13 protein-coding genes are annotated in these 15,216 nt (G+C 67.0%); 6 read left to right on the forward strand and 7 right to left on the reverse strand.

All coding sequences use genetic code 11. The annotated features are described in order from the left end of the window. Positions 1-34 precede the first annotated feature (34 nt). Genes G6N67_RS20225 through G6N67_RS20240 form a run of 4 tightly spaced genes read left to right on the forward strand, consistent with a single transcriptional unit; the run spans position 35 to position 4,669 of the window. Positions 35-1,492 (forward strand): ABC transporter substrate-binding protein, encoded by a 1,458-nt coding sequence (locus G6N67_RS20225; protein WP_036429333.1) that lies wholly within the window; start codon positions 35-37, stop codon positions 1,490-1,492. Between the two features lie 26 nt (positions 1,493-1,518). After that, the gene (locus tag G6N67_RS20230) at positions 1,519-2,406 is read left to right on the forward strand and encodes an ABC transporter permease (protein ID WP_036429332.1); all 888 of its coding nucleotides are present in this window, start codon (positions 1,519-1,521) and stop codon (positions 2,404-2,406) included. Beyond that, positions 2,403-3,152, forward strand: a complete 750-nt coding sequence (locus tag G6N67_RS20235; RefSeq protein ID WP_036429331.1) for an ABC transporter ATP-binding protein — start codon at positions 2,403-2,405, stop codon at positions 3,150-3,152. Before G6N67_RS20230 ends, G6N67_RS20235 begins: the two co-directional genes overlap by 4 nt. A gap of 29 nt (positions 3,153-3,181) precedes the next feature. Beyond that, positions 3,182-4,669, forward strand: coding sequence for a SulP family inorganic anion transporter (locus G6N67_RS20240; protein WP_036429330.1), 1,488 nt, complete (start codon positions 3,182-3,184; stop codon positions 4,667-4,669). Positions 4,670-4,938: 269 nt separating this feature from the next. Here the strand turns inward: G6N67_RS20240 and G6N67_RS20245 are convergent, their stop codons facing one another. Further along, positions 4,939-6,099, reverse strand: coding sequence for a beta-ketoacyl synthase N-terminal-like domain-containing protein (locus tag G6N67_RS20245; RefSeq protein ID WP_036429329.1), 1,161 nt, complete (start codon positions 6,097-6,099; stop codon positions 4,939-4,941). Between the two features lie 161 nt (positions 6,100-6,260). On the opposite strand from G6N67_RS20245, the gene G6N67_RS20250 reads away from it, so the two are divergent. Next, positions 6,261-7,925, forward strand: coding sequence for a sensor domain-containing protein (locus tag G6N67_RS20250; RefSeq protein ID WP_051578475.1), 1,665 nt, complete (start codon positions 6,261-6,263; stop codon positions 7,923-7,925). Between the two features lie 45 nt (positions 7,926-7,970). Here G6N67_RS20250 and G6N67_RS20255 read toward each other — a convergent pair whose 3' ends face one another. The 6 genes from G6N67_RS20255 to G6N67_RS20280 form a co-directional block, all read right to left on the reverse strand. Further along, a complete protein-coding gene (locus G6N67_RS20255; RefSeq protein ID WP_230022708.1) occupies positions 7,971-9,251 on the reverse strand; it encodes an amino acid ABC transporter substrate-binding protein in 1,281 nt (426 codons plus the stop codon). Positions 9,252-9,266: 15 nt separating this feature from the next. Next, complete coding sequence (locus G6N67_RS20260) at positions 9,267-9,980, reverse strand: ABC transporter ATP-binding protein (RefSeq protein WP_036429327.1); 714 nt, start codon at positions 9,978-9,980, stop codon at positions 9,267-9,269. Further along, positions 9,973-10,689, reverse strand: a complete 717-nt coding sequence (locus G6N67_RS20265; RefSeq protein WP_036429326.1) for an ABC transporter ATP-binding protein — start codon at positions 10,687-10,689, stop codon at positions 9,973-9,975. Before G6N67_RS20265 ends, G6N67_RS20260 begins: the two co-directional genes overlap by 8 nt. Continuing rightward, positions 10,686-11,681, reverse strand: coding sequence for a branched-chain amino acid ABC transporter permease (locus tag G6N67_RS20270; protein WP_036429325.1), 996 nt, complete (start codon positions 11,679-11,681; stop codon positions 10,686-10,688). Before G6N67_RS20270 ends, G6N67_RS20265 begins: the two co-directional genes overlap by 4 nt. Beyond that, on the reverse strand, positions 11,678-12,553 hold the full coding sequence (locus G6N67_RS20275) for a branched-chain amino acid ABC transporter permease (RefSeq protein WP_036429324.1): 876 nt from the start codon (positions 12,551-12,553) through the stop codon (positions 11,678-11,680). The genes G6N67_RS20270 and G6N67_RS20275 overlap by 4 nt, the downstream gene beginning before the upstream one ends. 222 nt (positions 12,554-12,775) lie before the next feature. Then, positions 12,776-14,338 carry a serine/threonine-protein kinase gene (locus tag G6N67_RS20280; RefSeq protein ID WP_036429323.1) on the reverse strand — a complete coding sequence of 521 codons (1,563 nt, stop codon included), beginning with the start codon at positions 14,336-14,338 and terminating at the stop codon, positions 12,776-12,778. 484 nt (positions 14,339-14,822) lie between these two features. Between G6N67_RS20280 and G6N67_RS20285 the strand changes: the two genes are divergently transcribed. Further along, positions 14,823-15,197 (forward strand): CDGP domain-containing protein, encoded by a 375-nt coding sequence (locus G6N67_RS20285; RefSeq protein WP_036429322.1) that lies wholly within the window; start codon positions 14,823-14,825, stop codon positions 15,195-15,197. Positions 15,198-15,216 lie beyond the last annotated feature (19 nt).

Raw genomic sequence — 15,216 nt, forward strand, 5'->3', positions numbered from 1 at the left:
AGCGAGGTAACAGAAGCCGTCGACCCTTGTCGGTATGGACGACGTGCAATATCCCCCTCGTGGCCGGTGGCGCGCCCGGTCGGCGACTCTGCTGACCGCACTCACCGTCGGTGGGGCGCAGCTGCTGACCGGGTGCGGTCTGCTCACCGAGCCTACCGTCGTCGTCAACGTCGGCTACCAATCGAAGACCATCAACACCGTCAACGCCGGCACCCTGCTGCGCGACCGCGGCGACTTCGAGAACGCACTCAAGGAACTGGGTGCCGCCACCGGGACCAAGTACCGGGTGGTGTGGCAGGACTTCGCGTCCGGCGCTCCGCTGACCGCACAGATGATCGCCACCCACGTCGACATCGGGTCTATGGGCGACTACCCGCTGCTCACCAACGGCTCCAAGACCCGCAAATACGACGACGCAGTCACCGAGATGGTCGCGACCACCGGCTACAACCTGCGCGGCTCGCTGAACCAGGTGGTGGTGCCATCGGATTCGACCGCTCAGACCCTGACCGACCTGACGGGCAAGAAGGTTTCGACGAGCCTCGGGTCGGCCGGTGACGGAATGTTCTCGTCGGCCGTGAAGAACAGCGGGATCGACAAGAGCGCCGTGCAGATCGTCAACCAGGATCCATCGGTGGGCGCGTCGGCGATCGACGGGCGGCAGGTCGATGCCCTGGCGCAGTTCGTGCCGTGGCCGCAGTTGGTGATCTACCGCAACCAAGGACGGCTGCTCTACGACGGCGGCGACAACAACGTGCCGACGTTTCACGGCGTGGTGGTGCGGCGGCAGTTCGCCGACCGCAATCCCGACGTGATGGCGGCGTTCCTACGAGCGATGAGGGCCACCACCGACGACATCGTCGCGCACCCGCTGGCAGCAGCGAAGCGGGTAGGGGAGCTGACCGGCATCGAACCCGAGGTGATCTATCTCTACAACGGCCCCAACGGGTTGGTCAGCTTCGACATGACCCTCAAAGAGCAGTTTCTCGCCGCGTTCGCGGCCGTCAAGGACTACCTGGTCGGGCGCGGTTCGGTGACAGCCGATTTCGACGTACCCGGGTTCGTCAACGACGGCTACCTGCGACAGCTGTTCGGCGACGAGTACCCGGTGCGACGTGCGAGCGTCGCGAATCCGATGACGCTCACCGGCTTTGACGACGTCTGCGGGTTACCGGTGAACGACCCGGCGCTGGCCTCCGAGCTGTGGGCGTCCGGCGCTGAGACCACCGACGTCGCGGCGACCCCGGCATGCCTGCTGCGCCGGGTGGCCGCGACACCTGCCGTGCGGGCCGCCTATGTGCCGGACACGCTCACCGGGCTGCGGATCTTCGCCGACCACGCCGTCTGGCTGCAAGATCCGACCGCGCCGCCCACCCAGCGTTACAAGCCGTTCGCCACCTCGGCGGGTGCGGACACCTACCGCGCCAGTCATCCGCACGCCCAGGCCGTCGGCTACGCCGCCGCGGTCGGGCAGTCCCGCACGGCCGGTTAGTCACTCCCCATGAGAAAGGAAACCGCATGACCGAGCTCATGACCCGGCCCACGATCGTCTCTCCGCGATCGTGGTCCCCGGCCCACAAATCCGGAAAGTCGCTGCGGCACAGGATCGCCGACGTGCTGCCCGCGTCGGTCACGCGACGTGTGCCTGCGCTGCTGCTGCCACTGATCCCGATCGCGGTGTTCCTGGTGGCCTGGCATCTGCTGACCGCCAACAACGTCGTCGCGTGGCTGCGATTCAACCGGATGCCGACCCCGGAAGCGGTCCTGCAGACCCTGCTGGCACGGGTCGGCTCGGGCACCTACTACGACGACCTGCTGGCCAGCCTGCAGCGAATCCTGCTGGGCTTCGGCCTCGCCGCGGTGGTCGGCATCGGGCTCGGCGTGCTGGTCGGACGCTCCGAGATCGCCCGAATGACGTTGCGGCCGTTCATCGAACTGATCCGGCCGATCCCCGCGATCGCGCTCGTGCCGCTGACCATCCTGTTATTCCCGTCCAGTGAGCAGGGCATCGTGTTCATTACGTTCTTCGCGGCGTTCTTCCCGGTGGTGGTCAGCACCATCCACGCCATGGATTCCATGCCGAAGGTGTGGGAGGAGGCCGCGCAGACCATGGGTGCGGGCCGAATGTCGTTGTTGTTCCACGTGATCATCCCGGGTGCGCTGCCCGGCATCTTCGCCGGGCTTTCGGTGGCGATGGGTGTGGCGTGGATTTGTGTGGTGAGTGCGGAGATGATCTCGGGCCAGTTCGGCATCGGCTACTACACGTGGCAGGCGTACGGGCTGCTCGACTACGCCGGCGTCGTCGTCGGCATGATCTCGATCGGCGCACTCGGGCTGGGCACCGCCTGGCTGGTCGAGCGCGTCGGACGGCGGGTCAACCGCTGGCTGCCGAGGGCGTCGCGATGAGCACCGGAGCGGTCAACCTCCAGCAGCTGCAACTCGGCTTCAACGGTGTCGTCGCCGCCGACATCACGCTGACCATCGAACCCGGTGAGGTCGTCGTGTTCCTCGGCCCGTCGGGCTGCGGCAAGTCGACCATCCTGCGGGCGCTGGCCGGGCTGCTCAAGCCCATGGGCGGCACCGCGACGGTCGACGGTGCACCCGTCACCGGCAACGTCGCTCAGTGCGCCATGGTGTTTCAGGAGGACGCACTGTTCCCGTGGCGTACCGCGCTCAAGAACGTCCAGTTCCCGCTCAAGCTGCGGGGCGTGCGCGGCAAGGAACAGAAGACGACTGCGACGACGCGGCTGGAGCAGGTCGGGCTCGGCGCCTATCTGGACCATCTGCCCAGCCAGCTGTCGGGCGGCATGCGGCAGCGGGTGCAGCTCGCGCGCACGCTGGCCTGTGAGCCGCGGGTGATGCTCATGGACGAGCCGTTCGGCGCGCTGGACGCCCAGACCCGGCTCGAGATGCAGCAGCTGTTGATCTCGGTGTGGGAGACGCAGATGATGACTCTGCTGTTCGTCACACACGATGTCGACGAGGCGCTGCTGCTGGCCGACCGGATCGTCCTGCTGAGCCACCGGCCTGCGACCGTTGCCGATGTCATTACAATCGACAAGCCCCGCACGCCCGAGGCGCAGTTCGAGGAGTCCTATCAGCGCCGTCGGCGCGCCATTCTGGACTTCCTCGGCCATCGTCCGGCTGCCTAGCCGATTCGGCTGTCCGCCAAGGAGTTTTGATGAGCCTGACCATTGCTGGATTCCGCGCGCCCGCGACCGGGCCGTCGCTGCGGTCGCCTGCCGTGCTGCGCACCGAGGTGCTGGCCGGCCTGGTGGTCGCGCTGGCGCTGATCCCCGAGGCCATCGCGTTCTCGGTGATCGCCGGGGTGGATCCGCGGGTGGGCTTGTTCTCGACGGTGACCATGGCGATCACCATCGCGATCACCGGTGGGCGGCCGGCGATGATCACGGCCGCGACCGCGGCCGTGGCGCTCGTCGTCGCACCGGTGTCCCGGGAATACGGCGCGGGCTACCTGGTCGCCACGATCCTCCTGGCGGGGGTGTTTCAGATGCTGCTGGCGCTGTTCGGTGTCGCCAAGCTCATGCGGTTCATCCCCCGCAGTGTGATGGTGGGCTTCGTCAACGCGCTCGCCATCCTGGTGCTGGTCTCGCAGCTGCCGCATCTCGTCGGCGTGCCGTGGCTCGTGTACCCGCTGACCGCGGTGGGCATCGCGGTGATGTTCGTGCTGCCGAAGGTGACCACTGCGGTGCCCGCACCCTTGGTCGTGGTGCTGGTGCTGACGCTGTTGGTCGTCGCCTTCGGGTGGAATGTGCCCGATGTGGGAGATCAAGGGGCCCTGCCCGATTCACTGCCCGTGCCCGGCTTTCCTCATGTGCCGGTGACCCTGCACACGCTGCAGGTGATCGCACCCTATGCGTTGGGCGCGGCGCTGGTGGGTCTGTTGGAGTCACTCATGACGGCCAAGCTCGTCGACGACATCACCGACACGCCGTCCAACAAGACCCGTGAAGCGTGCGGACAGGGCATCGCCAACGTCGTGACCGCGGTGTTCGGCGGCATGGGCGGGTGCGCGGTGGTGGGGCAGACCATGATGAACGTCAAGGTGGCCGGTGCCCGAACCCGGCTGTCGACGTTGCTGACCGGGGTCTTCGTGCTGATCCTCGTGGTGTCGCTGGGTGACCTCGTCGGCCGCATCCCGATGGCCGCGCTGGTCGCGGTGATGATCGTGGTGTCGTTCGCGACATTCGACTGGCACAGTGTGGCGCCGCGCACGCTGAAGGTGTTGCCGCGCAGTGAGACTCTGGTCATGGTGGTGACCGTCATTGCCACGGTGGCGACCGGGAACCTGGCCATCGGGGTGTCACTGGGGGTGCTGGCCGCGATGGTGGCGTTCGCACGCCGCGTCGCGCACTTCACCACGGTGTCGGCGGTGACCGGACCGGACGGCACCCGGACCTACCGCGTTCGCGGGGATCTGTTCTTCGTTTCGAGCAATGACCTGGTGCACCAATTCGACTACGCCGACGACCCCTCCGAGGTGGTGATCGACCTGTCCGGGACATCGGTCTGGGATGCGTCGTCTGTCGCGACGCTGGATACGATCCGATTGAAGTACGCATCACGCGGAAAGACGGTTTCGTTCACCGGCCTTGACGGGGCGAGCCTGGACCGGCTGAACCGGTTGTCGGGGCAGTTGGGCGTGTAGGGCTGCTTTACGGGTGCCAGTGATCACACCAGTCACTTTGGCCCCGGCTGCGGAGGTGACACATGGTTTCGAAACGTGATATCGCCGGTGATACCAGGCCTTACTTCTGGGCCCAGATGTCGGCGAGCATGGTGGCGCGCGGCAGCAAGGTATATGCCGATGGGCCGAGATCCCAGACGTGCCAATCGCTGTCGTCGAGCAGGTCGAGCCCACACATGAACAGTCCGCGGCCACGCGCCCGCCGAGGGACGCGCAGCCGCGGAGTGCCGTCACCGGGCCGGTGCCAGGACAACCGCCGAGTTCTGGCCGCCCATCCCGAGCGAGGTCTTGAGCGTCACGCCGTCGGACATCGCGGTGGGGCCGTCCAACAACCGCGCGTGGCCGGGCGCGACCGCGGGCGGCGCCGGGACGATGCCGTACTCATAGCCCAGCGCCGCGGCCGCCACCTCGACTGCCGCGGCCGCGCCCTGGCAGTGGCCGGTGAGCGGTTTGACCGAGTAGATCTCGGGCCGGCCGCCCAGCAGCTCGTCGACCACGCCGGCTTCGGCGGTGTCGCACTGCCGGGTGCCCGGGCCGTGCGCGTTGACGTAGCGCACGTCCGTGGCCGACACCCCGGCATCGGCCAGCGCCAACTGCACGCACTCGTCGACGTGCGTGCGGGCCGGGTCCACCGAGGTGACGTGGTAGGCGTCGTGTGTCATCGCTCCGCCGAGCAGCGAAACGTACGGTGCCGGAGTGTTTTTGGACAACACGAAAGCCACCGATGCTTCGCCGACGGCGAACCCGCGGCTGCCTTCCTGGAACGGTCGGCAGGCGTCGAGCGGTTCGGTGTCGACCACCGCGACACCCAACTGCACAAAGTGGCGGACATTCTCCGGAGTCAACGACAGATCGGTGGCGACGAACACGACGTCGTCGACCACTCCGGCGTCGAGCCACATCTTCGCCGTGATCAGGCCGGCATTCCCGGACGCGCACATCGCCGACACGTTCATCGCCGGACCGTGGAACCCGAACTCCTGCATCAGCAGCGACACGGGGGTCGACGGCATCAGCGAAAGATAGCCACGGGTCTTGCGCCGACCGCCGTCCTGGACGTAGAACTGCCGCCACTCCTCGGCTTCGGGAAGCACGATGGCGTGCAGCAGGCCGACGCGTCGACCCCGCCGCCAGCCCCGGTCTTGGGCATCGGCGATCGCTTCGCGTGCCGCGGCCCGCAGGGCTCGGCCTGAGCGGCTCGGTCCGTCGGCGGGATCGCCGCCCGCGGGAACCTGTGCGAGCCACGCGTTGCCCTGCCCGTCGTCGGCGTAGCGATCGATGAGCGCCGCGGCGGGTTTCCCGCTGAGCAGCCCGCGCCACAGCTCGGCGGTACCCCAGCCGTACCCGGTCACCGCGCCGATTCCCGTCATGTGGATTTGCTCTTCGTGCATTGCGTTCCTTTTCTCTGAGTCGGCGGCGCTATTTGGCCGCCGCGGTCGGATTAACCGTCACTCGACGCTATTAACCCGATGGCGTGCACGCTATTGCCGGATCGGGCCGTCGCTGCTTCTATGTCCTAGGCAGAAATACGCGCGAGTAACCGAAGGGCACTGTGGGTCGTCACGGGGGTCAACACATCGACGGTTCCGCTGAGCGCAGATTCCGCCAGCTCATCGATCAGTGTCCGGATGCGATCTGTGTGCATCAACACGGCAGGTTGGTGTACATCAACGCCGCGGGAATTCGCTGGATGGCCGCACAGTCGGCAGACCAATTGATCGGCAGGGAAATCACCCGGTTCGTTCATCCGGATTCGATTCCGCCGATGTTGGCCAGAATTGCAGAATTGCGGCACGAGGGGGAGTCGTCGGCGCCCTCGGAAGCGGTGATGCTGCGGTTCGACGGCACCATGCTGGACGTCGAGGCGGTGTCGGTGCTTACGACGTGGGATGGCGGTCCGGCGTATCAGGTGATCTTCCGGGATCTCACCGCGCAAAAGGCTGCCCAGACCACGCTGCGATATCAGGCCGCGCTCGTCGACCATGTCAGCGACGCGATCATCGCGACGACAACGAGCGGTCTGGTCACCAGTTGGAACCGGGCTGCTGAGGTCATCTACCGGCGCCCCGCGGCGGACGCGCTCGCGAGATTGGTCAGCGAAGCGGTCGGCGCCCCGCTCGCTCCCGGCGACATCGTCGCGGCAGGCGGTACGGCGCACGCGACGCATCGTGCCCTCGACGGGTCGCACCTGACCATCCGGGTGTCGGCCGCCGCGATGGACAACGGGTTTGTGCTCCTGTGCTCGGACCAGACCGCGGTGCGGCGCGCCGAACAGCACTTTCAATCCGTAGTGTCCTCGCTCGAAGAAGGCGTCATCGTGATGGACCGCAGTGGCCGACCGAGGACCGCCAATCCGGCCGCGCGGCGCATCCTCGGCGTCGAGGCCGACGTCCTGCTACGTAGCGATCTCGGCGACGCCAACCCGTTCGAGCTGTGCGACGACGGGGGCCGCCCGCTCACCTTCTCCCACATCCCCATCCTCGAGACGCTCGTCAGCGGTACCCCGATCAGCGGCCGGACCGTCGGGGTGGCGCGCTCCGATGGCTCGCGGATCTGGCTGTCGGTGAACTGTCGGCTGCTCAACCCGTCTGACCCCGACGACTCCGCCGTTCTCATCTCCTTCAGCGATATCACCGAACAACGTTCGGCCACAGAAAGACTCGCCTATCAGGCGGCCCACGATCCGCTGACCGGGCTGCCCAACCGTGCGCAGCTCGTGGAGCGGATGGCGCAGCTGCAACAGGGCGATGCGCCGCCGGCCGCCGTGCTGTTCATCGACCTCGACGACTTCAAGAAGATCAACGACTCCCACGGACACGAAACCGGTGACGCCGTCATCACCGTCGCCGCACAGCGGCTCCGTGCGACCGTCCGGGATCTCGGCACGGTCGGGCGGCTCGGAGGCGACGAATTCGTGGTGCTGTTGGTCGGTGAGCTCACCCGGCCCGAGCTCGACGTCGTGGCGGGCCGGATCCTCGACGCGCTGGCCGAGCCGATCATCGTCGGCGGCAAGGCAATCCATATCAGCGCGAGCATCGGCATCGTCGCGACCGATCAGGACGATCGACGTGACATCGCCGAGATGCTGCGGCACGCCGACAGGGCGATGTACACGGCAAAAGCGTTGGGACGTCACGCCACTCACTACTTCGACGAACCCACTCAGCCGACCATCAAGGCGCGTACGCCGGGTTCGGACGTGCAGACGCAGGTGTGATCGGTGCGCGACGTGGTGGTCAACAGCCCCTCGGTGTCGCGGCGCTCAACCCAGCGGCGGCAGCGGATAGATCATCGGCGCCTGCGAGGCATCCGGCGGCGCGATGGCCTTGACCTGACCACCCTGGATCTGCACCAGCATCGGGTCGAGCGCGGTGTTGTTGTGGAAGTGGTCGCCCTCGGTGGCGAACTTGATCGGGCCGTAGAAGGTCTGCAGGTCGGTCGCGGCGATCAGGTCGTTGAGCTTGCCCCGGGCGTCCTCGGACAGTGACGGCGTCTCACCCAGCTTCTCGACCGCGGCCTGCAGCACCCGGCCGGCCGCGCTGCATCCCGCGGAGGTGTAGTCGGGCGGTGAGCCGTACGCCTTCTCGAAGGCCTGCGCATATTCGCCGGCCGAGCCGAACAGGTCGTCTTTGAACGTCGCGGTCGGCAGCCACACCGAGATCCCCAGGACGCCGTCGGCTTGGCGGCCAAGGGCTTTCGAGAACGACGCGTCGGTGATGCCGTAGTGCTCGATGATCGCCTTCGGCGTGTAGCCGGTCGCGGCCATCGCCTTGACGAAGTCGACCAGCAGCACGTCGTGGCCGCCGACCGCCACGATGTCGGGCCGCTGCGCCGCGACCACCTGAGCCACTGGCGCCAGGTCGGCGTTCGGCGGGAACAGCGAGAAGTGCACCACGTTGAGCTTGGCGGCCTCGGCGCCCGCGCGGAAGCCGTTGGCGGTGTCGTCGGAGAACGGCTCGTTGGCGCCGACGACGGCCGCGCTGACCGGTTTGGGATTGGCGGTGTCGACGATCGACTGGATCGAGCTCGCGGCCGTCAGGTCGACCGCGGGGATGACGCCAAAGGTGAACGCGGGCTGCTTCTTCCACACGTTGGGCGACTCGGCCGAGCCCGCGATACACGGGATGCGGTACTTGGCGCAGATCGGGTCCATCGCGAGCTGCACGCCGCTGGTGTACGCGCCGAACATGGCGTTCACACCCTCCTCGGTGGCCAGCCGCGATGCGGCGTGGGCACCCGTGGCGGGATCGCTCTTGCAGTCCTGCACGATCAGGTCGACCTTGTACTTCTTGTCGCCGATCGACAGGCCGCCCTTGTTGTTGACGGTGTCGGCCCACAGCTGGTAGCCGCGCTGTGCGATCTGGCCACCGGTCGCGGATTCTCCGGAAAGCTCAAGGACCGCACCCACTTTGAAGGTGTCGGTGGTCCCGCCGCCGTCCTGCTCGCCGCCGCACGCGGCCAGCAGGCTCGGGCCGGCCACCACACCGCCCGCGACCAGGCCGGCTCGCGTGAGAAAGACGCGACGGTTGATGTTGTGGGACATGGTGATTCCTCTCCTTCAGCGGCCACCCAGATAGAGGTGCATGAGCTCGCGGTCGTCTTTCACGTCGGCGGGGGTGCCGTCGAACCGGTTACGTCCGCCGACGAGGACGTACAGCCGGTCGGCCACCCGCATCGCCTCGCGGATGTTCTGCTCGATCATGATCACGCCGACGCCGCGTCGGGCCAGCTCGGCCGCGCGGGCCAGGACGTCGCCAACGAGCTTGGGGGACAGGCCCGCCGACGGCTCGTCGAACAGCAGGAACCGCGGGTTCAAGATGAGCGCCCGCGCGATCGACAGGATCATCTGCTCGCCGCCGGACAACTGGCCGGCCGGCACCGCGTAGCGTTCGCGCAGCCGCGGAAACTCCACCAGCAGTTCCTCGATCCGTTCATCGAGTTGCGTGCGGGAGCGGATCGTGTAGCCGCCGACGCGCAGGTTGTCGCGCACCGACAGGTGCGGGAAGACGCCGCCGCCCTGCGGCATCATCGCCAGGCCGCGGCCGAGCGTGCGGTGCGACGGCAGGTGGGTGAGGTCGTCGCCGTCGAGGGTGACGCGGCCGGCCCACGGGTCGATCACGCCGACCATCGCCTTGAGCAGTGTGCTCTTGCCGCAGCCGTTGGGCCCGAAGATGCACGTGACCTCGCCGGTGCGGGCCGTCATCGACACCTCGTGCAGGATCTGCACGCTGCCGTACCCGGCGTCGAGGTTCTCGACGGTAATCTCACTCACTCGTCGGCACCCCCAGATACGCCTCCATGACGTGCGGGTCGTGCGAGATCTCCTCAAAGCTGCCCTGCGCGACGATTTTTCCGGCGTCCATCACCAGGATCCGGTCGCAGATGTCCTGCGCGAGCTCCATGTCGTGCTCGATCACCAGGAACGTCGTGCCCGCGTCGCGCAGATCGCGGATGGCGTCGAGCATGATCTGGCGTAGCCGCGGATGCACACCGGCCGCAACCTCGTCCAGCAGTGCGACTTTGGGCTTGCGCATCAGCACCCGGCCCATCTCCAGGAGCCGCTGCTGACCGCCGGAGAGGCTGCTCGCGAGATCCTCGGCGACGTGGGTGAGCTCGAGGCGGTCCAGCACCGTGTCGGCGTCGGCGCGGGCGTTGTCCCAGTCGAACTGCACGGCGGCGGTCCAGAGGTTCTCCCGCACAGTCATGTTCACGAACAATGCCGGGATCTGGAAGGTGCGGGCCAGGCCGGCGCGGGCGATGCGGTGCGGGGCCAGGCGGGTGATGTCCTTGTCGAAGAGCGTCACGGTGCCGCTGTCCGGCTTGATCGCGCCGGTGAGCAGGTTGAACAGCGTGCTCTTGCCGCTGCCGTTGGGCCCGATGATGCCGACGATCTCCGCTTGGGCCACCTCGAACGTGACGCCGTCGACGGCGCGGATGCCGCCGAACGCGCGGAACAGGTCGCTCACCTGCAATACGCTCATGGTCGCGCCTTCTGGGGCGCGATGCGGCCAAGCAGCTGGTGTACCAGGCGCATTCGTCTTGCGCGGCGGGCGAGGCTGACCAGGCCGTCAGGCAGGAACAGCACGACTGCCATCACCAGGGCGCCGACGATGATGATGTAGGCGGTGGTTTCGCCGTAGCTGACGCGCAGTTGCTCCTGCAGCAGGTACAGCGCGGTCGCGCCGAGCGCCGGGCCCCACGCGTGCCCGAGCCCGCCGACGAGCACCATGACCACCAGCTGGTCGGTGATGAGGGTGTTGAGCACGCTGGCCGGGTTGATGAACGTGATCCAGTAGGCGTTGATACCGCCCAGCACGGCCGGGATGATCGCGCTCAGCACGAAGGCCTCGATCTTGACGAGCGTGGTGTTGATGCCCTGCGCCCGGGCGGCGATCTCGTTGTCGCGCACGGCCTTCACCCGGAACCCGAACCGGGATCGTTCCAGCAGCAGGTAGCACACCGCGTAGGCGATCGCCGCGGCGGCGAGCATGGTGTAGAAGAAGAAGTTGTCGTCGGCACGGATCGGAGTGCTGAGTCCGCCGGAGCCGCCGGTGAAGTCGAGGACCGTGGTGAGTTCGCGGACCGCCTCGGCCAGGGCCCACGTCGCGATGGCGAAGTACGCGCCTTTGAGCCGCAGCGCGGGCCACCCGACCAGCGCGGCAACCGCACCGGCGATGACGGCCGCGACCGGAAGCGTCGCCCAGAAGTTCCAGTCGTGCTGGGGCTGCATGAGGATCGCCGTCGTGTACGCGCCGATGCCGAAGAACGCGACATGGCCGAAGCTGATGTAACCTGCGTAGCCGCAGATGACGTTCCAGGACAGTGCGATTCCGGCCCACAGCGCGACACCGGTGGCGACGCGGATGTAATAGGGCGACGTCATCATCGGCAGCAGGCACAACGCCGCGACGACGAGTGCGAGCATGCCCAGGTTGAGAAACGGATTGCCCCCGGAGGCCGGCCTGTTCCTCATGCCAGGCCCCGCCGCGAGATGCCTTGCGGGAACAGCAACAGGGCGAGGAACAGTACCGCGAAAACCACGAGCAGGGTGTAGTTGGCGCCGACGTACGTCGTCACCACCGACTGCAATATGCCGAGGAACAACCCCGCCGCCATGACCCCGACCACCGAGCCCAGGCCCGCGAGCACCACCACGAAAAACGCGAACAACGTATAGCGCAGACCGACTTCCGGCGTCATCGCGTAGATCGCGCCCAGTAACGCGCCGGCCATCGCTGTGAGCCCGGTGTAGATCGCGTACACTAGGCTGCTGATTCGCTTGACGTCGATGCCCATCAGCCCGGCGTTCTCTTTGCTCTGCGCGGTGGCCCGGATCGCCAGGCCCGTGCGGGTGTAGAACAGGAACGCCAGGAAGAGGCCCGTCGCGATCACCGCGAACGCGAAGCCGGCCACCCGGATGGTGGGGGCCGTGATGCCGAACAGCTCGATGTTGCCGGGGAAGTACTCGGTGCGCACGGTGCGCGGGTTGTAGCCGAACGCCGTGAGCAGGCCGCCGCGGATCAGCGTGGCCAGGCCGAACGTGAACGCCAGCCCCATCAGCGCCGGCAGCGCGTACTTGCTGGTCCGGACCCGGTAGATCAGCGGCGCGATGATCCAACCGACGATCCCGAACACCACGAACACCGCGGGGAGCAGGAGAAACGCGTCGACCTTGAGGGCCTCACTGGCCACGATCGCGGCGTACGCACCGATGACCACCCACATGCCGACCGCGAGATCGACGACGTCGAGCACACCGAACGACAACGAGAAGCCGATGCTGATGGCCACGTACAACCCACCGATGAGGATCCCCCCGACAAGCGCTTGCGCGAGTGCGGTCATGGAGTCCTTTCGGCGGGCGGTCAGGACTCTTCGGAGCGTATCCACGGTGTGGGGGAGTTATCAGCGGATCACGCGGATTGGCTGGGGTGTACGAAGTTTCGGAGCTTTGTTGCGGACGTGGGGTGGTTTGAGCGTTGGTCACATTGGTCACAGTGGTTTCAGGACGGGTTGCCATAGTGACTTCGGAAACCTGATACCGCCGGTGGTATCAGGTTTCTGCGTTCAGTTGAAGGCCGTGCTGCCTGACACGGCGTGCGTTTTGCTGATGAGCTTCGCGTAGCAGTGATCCCGATCGAAACCTTGGTAGGTGCACCAGGCCAGTGCGCCGCTCGCGTCGGGGAAGGAGATCGGCGCGATGGTCACCCAGAAGTTGGGCGCGTCGAAGGTCGACCAGTCGCCCGACCACAGCAGCTTCGCGCCATACCGTTGGCGCAGCCGCAGGTGCTCTTCCAACGTCAGGGCGTTGTTCCAGACAACACCTTCATCGACGACGCCGGGGCGCTTGGAGCTCAACTGCGGAACCCACCGGTCGGCGCCTTGGGCGTTGATGACGGCGTGGTCATCGATGGAGATCTGCCGTAGCTGCTGGAAGCTCGAGGACTCGGGATCGCGGACCGCAGTCGGGGTGTGCGTCGGCGTGGACGGGCGGGCGACCGGCGGCGCGGACACCGTTTTCGTGACAGGGGGTGCTGCGACCGTCACGGTCGGTGGCGGGGTGACCGTCGCTGCCGCGACCGGCGACGAGGCGACGGAAGGTGCCGAGTTCTTCGACAGCAGCAGGCCGATGGTGAGGCCGATCGCGCCGAGCAGGATCGCTGAGACGACGCCGATGATCGCCAACGGAACCAGCAGTGGGCGTGCGGGCTGTGCGGCGGCGGGTGTTGCCGTGAGCAAGGGGGGTGAGGAATGCGGCGCCAGCATCGTTTCGGCGCCGGCCGCCATGGCCTCTGCGGGACTCACCTGCACGGCCCGCCGGGCGGCACGCGCCAGGGCGCCGGCACTGCCGTAGCGGTCGTCGGGTTCCTTGGCCATGCCGCGCGCGATCACTGCGTCCATGGGCGTGGGAATGCCGGGGTGGACGGTGCTCGGCCGTGGCGGCAGGGCCGACAGATGGGCCGCGATCAGTTGCTCGTAGCTGTTGGTCGGAAACGGCGTGTCACCGGTCAACGCCTCGTACAGCACACAGGCCAGCGCGTAGACGTCGGCAGCAGCCGAGCACGGCACGTCGCCGAACCGCTCCGGGGCCATGTAGCCGAACGAGCCGATCTGCATGCCCGCCTGGGTGAGACCCGAATCGCCTTGCGCCTGAGCGATGCCGAAGTCCAACAGGTACGCGAAGTCCGCGTCGGTGACGATGATGTTCTGCGGCTTGATGTCCCGATGGATCAGCCCCTGGGCGTGCGCGGCATCCAGCGCGGCAGCGATCTGCTCCACGATCGCGACCGCGCGATGCGGTTCCAGAGGGCCGGCTTTCAGGAGGTCGTGCAACGTCTGCCCGCGGACCAGGCGCATGTCGATGTAGAGGTTTCCGTCGATCTCACCCCAGTCGTGGATCGGCACGACGTGCGGCTCGTCCAGGTTCGCGGCCGCGTGCGACTCCCGCAGGAACCGGGCCCGGAACACCTCGTCTTGCGCGTAATCCTCGCGGAGGATCTTCAGGGCGACAGTGCGGTCCTTGTCGCTGTCGTGCGCCTCGTACACCTCGCCCATGCCGCCGCGGCCGAGGATCGCGGTGAGCTCGTACTTGCCGAAGCTGCTCCCGACGCGTGTGTTGTTGTCAACCATCTTCTTGCCTCCTCGACTGGCGAACAGGCGAACGTAGCGTGAGGCACCGACAACCCGGTGGGCGGGATTGCCCCGGGTTGCCCGACCTCAGCCAGGATGAGCATCATCTTTGCTGAACAGTGCCGTTTTCGGGCCCGATTGCCAATTTTGTGGCGCCTTCGCTCGTGGCGAGCGCCAGGGTTGACGACCGCAACACCTGCTGTGCCGAACACCGTCGTGCATCGTGAGATCGCCAAGTGCCGGGCGGCGCTGGAATGCCAAGCGCTTTCTCCCCGTGATGTGGCTTCTGGAGCGCTGTGACGAGTGTGCTGGATTTTTCGCTGGAGACGCGTGATCGCGTCGAAAGGCTGCACACTCGTCACATTCGTGCGGATGGCACTCCGGCAGCTGGGGTGCCAGCAAGCTCGACCCGCGGCGCTGAGCGAACGAGTTTGTCGGACCGTGGTGCCACGATGTCCGGTTGCTTTGACGCCAGGAGGACATCATGATCAAGACTTTGACCGCAGCCGTCGTAATCGGCGCCGCCACAATGGTGTTCGCGCCCTCTGCCGGTGCGACGCCGGGGTGCGAGTCCGTTCCGTGGGGTTTCTTGGGCAGCCAGGTGCGGACCCTGTGTGACGGGCCGATGATGGCAGACGGTAGCTGGATGCGCGCCCGGGTGATCTGGGTGCCCGCGCATCAGGTGCCGTTCACTTGTAGCTACAGCCGGTATAGCAGCAGTTGTTCCGGAGGCTACTTTGTCGACGACAAGGTGGTCAGCGCGGAGGAGTACCCGGTGCGTCCCGAGACGGTGCTGCCCGACGAGCCGGGTTATCTGGGGCCGGCGGCTCCGGTGCAGAACGTGGCGGGGGTGTACTGAGCGTGGGATGTCGGACGGA

Source organism: Mycolicibacterium mageritense (assembly GCF_010727475.1).
GTDB lineage: Bacteria > Actinomycetota > Actinomycetes > Mycobacteriales > Mycobacteriaceae > Mycobacterium > Mycobacterium mageritense.

Bases quoted from the DNA above. Each gene is read 5' to 3' on its own strand.
- G6N67_RS20225 (WP_036429333.1), top strand. From the start codon at position 35: ATGGACGACGTGCAATATCCCCCTCGTGGCCGGTGGCGCGCCCGGTCG.
- G6N67_RS20240 (WP_036429330.1), top strand. From the start codon at position 3,182: ATGAGCCTGACCATTGCTGGATTCCGCGCGCCCGCGACCGGGCCGTCG.
- G6N67_RS20285 (WP_036429322.1), top strand. From the start codon at position 14,823: ATGATCAAGACTTTGACCGCAGCCGTCGTAATCGGCGCCGCCACAATG.
- G6N67_RS20235 (WP_036429331.1), top strand. From the start codon at position 2,403: ATGAGCACCGGAGCGGTCAACCTCCAGCAGCTGCAACTCGGCTTCAAC.
- G6N67_RS20245 (WP_036429329.1), bottom strand. From the start codon at position 6,099: ATGCACGAAGAGCAAATCCACATGACGGGAATCGGCGCGGTGACCGGG.
- G6N67_RS20280 (WP_036429323.1), bottom strand. From the start codon at position 14,338: ATGGTTGACAACAACACACGCGTCGGGAGCAGCTTCGGCAAGTACGAG.
- G6N67_RS20275 (WP_036429324.1), bottom strand. From the start codon at position 12,553: ATGACCGCACTCGCGCAAGCGCTTGTCGGGGGGATCCTCATCGGTGGG.
- G6N67_RS20230 (WP_036429332.1), top strand. From the start codon at position 1,519: ATGACCGAGCTCATGACCCGGCCCACGATCGTCTCTCCGCGATCGTGG.
- G6N67_RS20255 (WP_230022708.1), bottom strand. From the start codon at position 9,251: ATGTCCCACAACATCAACCGTCGCGTCTTTCTCACGCGAGCCGGCCTG.
- G6N67_RS20265 (WP_036429326.1), bottom strand. From the start codon at position 10,689: ATGAGCGTATTGCAGGTGAGCGACCTGTTCCGCGCGTTCGGCGGCATC.
- G6N67_RS20270 (WP_036429325.1), bottom strand. From the start codon at position 11,681: ATGAGGAACAGGCCGGCCTCCGGGGGCAATCCGTTTCTCAACCTGGGC.